Annotated in this window: 6 protein-coding genes; 4 read left to right on the top strand and 2 right to left on the bottom strand. The window is 60.6% G+C overall.

Annotated features, from left to right (window positions below; genetic code table 11):
• Nucleotides 1-31: 31 nt before the first annotated feature.
• On the bottom strand, nucleotides 32-574 hold the full coding sequence (locus tag IOC61_RS10890; protein ID WP_195688825.1) for a TRAP transporter small permease: 543 nt from the start codon (nucleotides 572-574) through the stop codon (nucleotides 32-34).
• Nucleotides 575-599: 25 nt separating this feature from the next.
• Nucleotides 600-1,655, bottom strand: a complete 1,056-nt coding sequence (locus IOC61_RS10885) for a TRAP transporter substrate-binding protein (protein WP_195688824.1) — start codon at nucleotides 1,653-1,655, stop codon at nucleotides 600-602.
• Nucleotides 1,656-1,942: 287 nt separating this feature from the next.
• On the opposite strand from IOC61_RS10885, the gene IOC61_RS10880 reads away from it, so the two are divergent.
• The 4 genes from IOC61_RS10880 (at nucleotide 1,943) to hmgA (ending at nucleotide 6,244) form a co-directional block, all read left to right on the top strand.
• On the top strand, nucleotides 1,943-2,911 hold the full coding sequence (locus tag IOC61_RS10880; protein ID WP_195688823.1) for an MBL fold metallo-hydrolase: 969 nt from the start codon (nucleotides 1,943-1,945) through the stop codon (nucleotides 2,909-2,911).
• Nucleotides 2,912-2,989: 78 nt separating this feature from the next.
• Complete coding sequence (locus IOC61_RS10875; RefSeq protein WP_195688822.1) at nucleotides 2,990-4,702, top strand: FAD-dependent oxidoreductase; 1,713 nt, start codon at nucleotides 2,990-2,992, stop codon at nucleotides 4,700-4,702.
• Nucleotides 4,689-4,895 carry a DUF2783 domain-containing protein gene (locus IOC61_RS10870; protein ID WP_195688821.1) on the top strand — a complete coding sequence of 69 codons (207 nt, stop codon included), beginning with the start codon at nucleotides 4,689-4,691 and terminating at the stop codon, nucleotides 4,893-4,895. The genes IOC61_RS10875 and IOC61_RS10870 overlap by 14 nt, the downstream gene beginning before the upstream one ends.
• Before the next feature lie 41 nt (nucleotides 4,896-4,936).
• Nucleotides 4,937-6,244 carry a homogentisate 1,2-dioxygenase gene (gene hmgA / locus IOC61_RS10865; RefSeq protein ID WP_195688820.1) on the top strand — a complete coding sequence of 436 codons (1,308 nt, stop codon included), beginning with the start codon at nucleotides 4,937-4,939 and terminating at the stop codon, nucleotides 6,242-6,244.
• Nucleotides 6,245-6,279: the final 35 nt, after the last annotated feature.

The raw sequence follows: 6,279 nt of genomic DNA, 5'->3' as shown, positions 1-6,279 counted from the left end.
TACCAGCAGGGCAGCAAATCCATAGAGCGCTTCAGTCATGGTTCCCTCCAGGGCTCAACGGGCCGCCTCGCTTGATCACCTTGAAACCTTCCAGTAGATAGAGGATCGCCCGTGCCAGGGTCAGCAGGGCCGAGAGTGCCAACATGATCGAGATCAACCCGATCAGATAGCCATAGGGAATGCGCAGAAACTCGGTCACGTCCCCCCAGGAGAAGGCGCGCTCGGCCAGAGCCCAGACTCGCAGGGCCATCACCCACAGCGCCACGGTGACCAACAGATTGACGAGCACTTCGCGTATCCAGACCAGGCGAGCAGGAAAGATAGCGTCCAGCAGGTCGACGCTGACGTGTTCCTGGCGCCAGCAAACGATCGGCAGGGAGAGGAACACCAGCGCCGCCAGCATCAGCTGGGTCAGCTCCACGGCGCCGAGGATCGGGGCATTGAAGAAGTAGCGTCCGGTCACGTCCACCGTGGTCAACAGCATCATGCCGAAGAGGGTGGCTCCCGCCACCCCCTCCAGCATCAGCTGGAAGACCCGGCCGACGCGAGCCCAGTAGGTTGTCGGGGTCTGCATGAGTCAGGCCTCTGTCAGCGTGTCATCAAGACTGTTCAAGGTCGGAGGCGATGCTTTCTTCCTCGGCCATCACCGCCAGCTGATCACGGAAATACTGTAGAGCTTCACTGGCATCCAGGTCTCCGGTGCTGACCTTCTTCGCCCACGCGTCGATCAGCTCATCCGACACTTCGCGCAGCATGGCGATATCGTCTTCCGTCGCCTGGGTGAACGTGTTGCCCAACTCCTCGGCGAACTCGACACCACGCTGATCGGAGACATCCATCATGTGGCCAAACAGCCTTGACAACCGCTCTCCAGAGACCGACTCGATGGCTTCGCGGTCTTCGTCAGACACCCGATCCCAGACCATGGGGTTCATGACGATGGCGAAACTACCTCGGTAGAAGCCACCATCAACCGTCAGGGTGTAGGGGGCCACCTCGGCGACACGGAAGCTGCGTAGCCCCTCGAGGGTGAGCATGGCACCACCGATAACGCCCTGGGAGGCCGCCTCGTAGACGCCGGTGGGAGGTAGCGCCACCCCGGTCACACCCAGAGCGCCGGCAAGCTCCGTCATCACCCCACCGCCAACACGCAACCGCTTGCCGGACAGGTCATCGAAGGTCTCGGTCTTCTCATTGGTAAAGATCTGGCCCGGCCCATGCACGCCCATGGCCATCACCTCCAACCCCCGATGCTCATTGGCCTGGGCCAGATACTCCTCGTAGGTCCTCCAGTATGCCGCCGAAGCCACCTCGGAAGAGAAGTCCTCGAAGGTGGGAAATTCCGGTAGCTGGGTCAATCCGAAGCGGCCGGGCATATGCCCATGAAAGATCCAGCTGGCATCGGCGACCCCATCAGCGACCAGCGCCATCTGTGCCGCGGGCGGGCCAAGGTCTTCGGTCACCTGAAGGGTGACACGCCCCTCGGTCGCCTCCTCGATCCAGGATTGCCAGGTCGGCCACACGATGGTGTTGATCCCGTGGTTGGGTCCGCCCCAGCTGCTGACGTTGATCGTGGTCTGGGCCATGGCCGGCATCGCCAGGGTCAGCGAAGCGACGCTGACGGCTCCCAGCATCATGCGAGCAGAGTTGTACATTTTATGAGCTCCTGGTCATCGAAAGGGGTCTCGGGAAAGCCTGTGACGGGCATTCCATGCCGGAAACCTTGCCGCCATTAAGTATCCAGTGCAACTAATTTGACAATCACACCCATACGACCTAGGTATAAGGATGATCAAAAACCACTGATTTGCGTCAGTTTTTGGCCGCCATTAAGTCTTGACCTCGCGATAAAAGTATTGAAGAGCTGGACACCTAGTTTCAAAAGAAACTATGCTGCCAACTCAGAATTAAGCCACCGCGACCTGACGACACTGGAGGAAGCATGAGCAAGAAGTTCGCATCACACGCCGATACCGAAATAAAAGAGGTCAGCTTTACCAAGCTGGCAGAAGGCCTGTATGCCTACACCGCCGAAGGCGACCCCAACACCGGCGTGATCATCGGTGACGACAGCGTCATGGTCATCGACACCCAGGCCACTCCCATCATGGCGCAGGATGTGATTCGCCGTATCCGCGAGATCACCGACAAGCCGATCAAGCATGTCGTACTGACCCACTACCATGCCGTGCGTGTACTGGGCGCTTCTGCCTACGAGCCCGAGAACATCGTCGCCAGCCAGCACACCTACGACCTGATCGTCGAGCGTGGCCAACAGGACTACGAGTCCGAAGTGGGACGTTTCCCGCGTCTGTTCCAGGGTGTGGACTCCGTGCCTGGCCTGACCTGGCCGAACATCGTCTTCCAGAAAGAGCTGACGATGTACATGGGTGAGCGCGAGGTACAGATCATTCATCTGGGTCGCGGCCATACCAAGGGCGATACCATCGTCTGGCTGCCCAAGGAGAAGGTCATGTTCTCCGGCGACCTGGTCGAATACGGTGCCACTCCCTACACCGGCGATGCCTACCATGAGCACTGGCCCGCCACGCTGGACCGCCTGCAGGCCATGCAACCGGAGAAGCTGGTGCCGGGTCGTGGTGAGGCACTCCAGACACCCGAACAGTGCCAGGAAGCCATTCAGGGTACCCGTGACTTCCTCGCCGACATGTATGAAAGCGTCAAGGCGGGCAAGGCTGCCGGAAAGGCTCTCTCCGAGTGCTACGCCGAGACCTACGCCAAGCTGAAACCCAAGTACGGCCACTGGGTGATCTTCGATCACTGCCTGCCCTTCGACATCACCCGCTGCTACGACGAGGCTGGTGGTGAGTATCCGGATCCACGCATCTGGACCGCCGAACGCGATACAGAGATGTGGCATTCGCTGCAGGAAGTCGTCGAGAGCCAGTAAGCCTCTCCCCTCTCAGCCATCCCCAGGACCGTGAGTGGTCGCCGCTGCAGCGCAGCCGGCGACCCATGGGAGTAACGAATGCCAACGACCTACAATAATCCCGTCTACCCATATCGACGCCCGAACGAATTGAAGAGCGATGAGGTGCGCCACTGTCCGGTCGTGATAGTTGGCGCAGGGCCTTCCGGTCTTATCGCCGCTATCGACCTGGCACAGCAAGGTATAGACAGCATCCTGCTCGACGATAACAACACCGTTAGCGTCGGCTCACGCGCCATCTGCTTTTCCAAGCGCACCCTGGAGATCATGGACCGACTGGGTGCCGCTCAACCGATGCTCGAGAAGGGCGTAACATGGCAGCATGGCCGTGTCTTCTTCCAGGAGCGCGAGGTCTACGACTTCAACCTGCTCCCGGAGAAGGGGCATCGCGTGCCGGCCTTTATCAACCTGCAACAGTATTACCTTGAAGAGTATCTGGTCGACCGAGCCGAGGAGCTGAAGGATCATATCGATCTGCGCTGGCTACACAAGGTCACCGACGTCGATGCCAGCCCCGACCAAACGAAGATTACGGTCGCCACCCAGGACGGTGACTACCAGCTGACCTGTGACTATCTGTTGGTAGCAGACGGCGCCAACAGCAAGATTCGCGACATGCTGGGTCTCGAATGCAAGGGGCAGATCTTCCAGGACCGCTTTCTGATCGCCGACGTGATCATGAAGGCCGACTTTCCCACCGAGCGCTGGTTCTGGTTCGACCCCCCATTCCACCCCAACCAGTCGGTGTTGCTGCATAAGCAACCGGACAATGTCTGGCGTATCGACTTCCAGCTGGGCTGGGACGCCGACCCGGAAGAGGAAAAGAAGGAAGAGAACATCCGACCCCGCGTGCAGCAGATGCTCGGCAAAGAGGTGGATTTCGAGCTGGAGTGGGCCAGCGTCTATACCTTCCGCTGCCGCAAGATGGATAACTTTATCCACCACCGGGTGTTCTTTATGGGCGACGCCGCGCACCAGGTATCCCCCTTCGGTGCACGTGGCGCCAACGGTGGTGCCCAGGGCATCGATAACCTGGCGTGGAAACTGGCCCGGGTGCTGAAAGGCGAGGCGCCCGAAGCATTACTCGAAACCTACAATACCGAACGCCAACATGGGGCAGCAGAGAATATTCTCAACTCCACTCGTGCCACCGATTTCATCACGCCCAAGAGCCGGGTGAGTCGACTGTTTCGTGACACGGCACTGGAGCTGGCCGAGCACTACCCCTTTGCACGCAGCCTGGTCAATAGCGGGCGTCTCTCGATGCCTTGCCGATACGAGGACTCGCCTCTCAACGGTCCCGATGTCGACGGCATGCCCACCGACCTCTGCCCGGGCAGCCCGGCAAAGGATGCCCCCGTGCGCCTGCGTGACAAGAGTGCATGGCTGCTCAATCAGCTCGGCGACCGCTTCGTGCTGATGCTGGACGGGCGCCTCCCCACCAGCGAGGCCGAGACCTTGGCTCCCGACCTCGAGTCGCTGCTTGAAGGGTATCCAGACCTTGACCTGCTGGTACTGGGCCCCGCCTCCCGGGCCCTGCTGCAGCTACCGAGGACTACCCTGGTCGAGGATGCCGATGGTCTGGTCGACCAGCGCTACGGCCTGACTCCAGGAGCAGCCTATCTGATTCGGCCCGACCAGCACGTTACTGCCCGCTGGCAGGCGTGCCAGTGTGAAGCAATCGCCCAGGCCATCGACCGCACTCTGGGCAAGGAGCTTACAAAGCAGGAGTCCCGTTATGCCACCGCTTGAACTGGCCCCCAACTTTACCGATCCAGATGCCTTCTACTCGGCCCTGACCGATGCCCACCGTGAGCGCAGCGAGGCAGAGAGCGAGCGGATCAACGCACGCCTCATTCTTCTGCTCGCCAACCACATCGGTGATCAGCAGGTCCTCCAGGAGGCCCTGAGCATCGCCGCCCGGGACGGTGCGGGACAGTCGTAACGGACCAAACAAAACAGAGATATACCCAAGAGGATACGGTAATGGCCGAACAACTGAGCTACCAGAACGGTTTTCGCAATCATTTCTCCACCGAGGCCCTGCCGGGAGCACTGCCCGAGGGGCAGAACTCACCCCAGAAATGCGCCTACGGGCTCTATGCCGAGCAACTGACAGGCTCTGCCTTCACGGCGCCGCGTCACCAGAACCTGCGTAGCTGGCTCTATCGCATTCGCCCTTCGGTGGTGCAGAGTGCCTATCGGCCGCTGGAGAATCATCAGGTACATACCTCGCCCCTGGACAAGCCCGCCGCCGACCCCAACCAGATGCGCTGGGACCCGGCGCCTCTTCCCGATGAGCCCACCGACTTCATCGATGGACTGCTGACCATCGCCGTCAATGGTGATGCCGGTGCCCAGACCGGGGTCGGGGTGCATGTCTATGCCTTCAATCAGGACATGACCGACCGGTTCTTCTACACGGCCGACGGCGAAATGCTCTTCGTACCGCAGCTCGGTACGCTGCGGCTGCGCACCGAGTTCGGCGAGATCGAAGTCGGGAATGGCGAGATTGCCGTGATCCCGCGTGGCGTCAAGTTCCAGGTGCGCAAGGGACAGAACGTCGACGCCGCTCGCGGCTATATCTGCGAGAACTATGGCAGCCCAGTGGAACTTCCTGGTCTTGGCCCGATCGGCGCCAATGGCCTGGCCAACCCCCGTGACTTCCAGAGCCCGGTGGCCGCCTACGAGGATGTGGAGGGTGACTTTTCACTCGTCGCCAAGTTCTCGGGCCGCTTCTGGGAAACCCGCCTCGGACACTCGCCGCTGGATGTCGTCGCCTGGCACGGCAACTATGCGCCCTACAAGTATGACCTGGCGCACTTCAACACCATCAACACGGTCAGTTTCGACCATCCGGACCCATCGATCTTCACCGTACTGACCTCCGCCTCGGATACCCCGGGGGTAGCCAACCTGGATTTTGTCATCTTCCCGCCCCGCTGGATGGTGGCAGAGAATACCTTCCGCCCGCCCTGGTTCCATCGGAATCTGATGAGCGAGTTCATGGGCCTGATCCACGGCGAATACGATGCCAAGGCCGAGGGCTTCCTGCCGGGTGGCGCCAGTCTGCACAACTGCATGTCGCCCCACGGCCCCGATGCCGACACCTTCGACAAGGCCACCAACGCCGAGCTCAAACCGCAACACCTGGGGGATACCCTGGCCTTCATGTTCGAAAGCCGCTACGTCTATCATCCCACCGAGGCTGCCCTCGCCACGGAGTACCGTCAGCGCGACTATGTGGATGTCTGGTCGACCCTGCGCTCGAACTTCACCCCTGAGCAGCGCTGATCGAGTCAATTTCAACGATGCACGGGGCCCATCAG

The sequence above is a fragment of the Halomonas sp. KAO genome (assembly GCF_015595025.1).
Lineage (GTDB): Bacteria > Pseudomonadota > Gammaproteobacteria > Pseudomonadales > Halomonadaceae > Halomonas.
The sequence above is the reverse complement of the archived record's forward strand: the minus strand, read 5'-3'. Positions and strand labels throughout refer to the sequence as shown.

What these genes read in the sequence shown, in the direction of transcription:
- IOC61_RS10890 (WP_195688825.1), bottom strand. Translation starts at nt 574, where the DNA reads ATGCAGACCCCGACAACCTACTGGGCTCGCGTCGGCCGGGTCTTCCAG.
- IOC61_RS10885 (WP_195688824.1), bottom strand. Translation starts at nt 1,655, where the DNA reads ATGTACAACTCTGCTCGCATGATGCTGGGAGCCGTCAGCGTCGCTTCG.
- IOC61_RS10880 (WP_195688823.1), top strand. Translation starts at nt 1,943, where the DNA reads ATGAGCAAGAAGTTCGCATCACACGCCGATACCGAAATAAAAGAGGTC.
- IOC61_RS10875 (WP_195688822.1), top strand. Translation starts at nt 2,990, where the DNA reads ATGCCAACGACCTACAATAATCCCGTCTACCCATATCGACGCCCGAAC.
- IOC61_RS10870 (WP_195688821.1), top strand. Translation starts at nt 4,689, where the DNA reads ATGCCACCGCTTGAACTGGCCCCCAACTTTACCGATCCAGATGCCTTC.
- hmgA (WP_195688820.1), top strand. Translation starts at nt 4,937, where the DNA reads ATGGCCGAACAACTGAGCTACCAGAACGGTTTTCGCAATCATTTCTCC.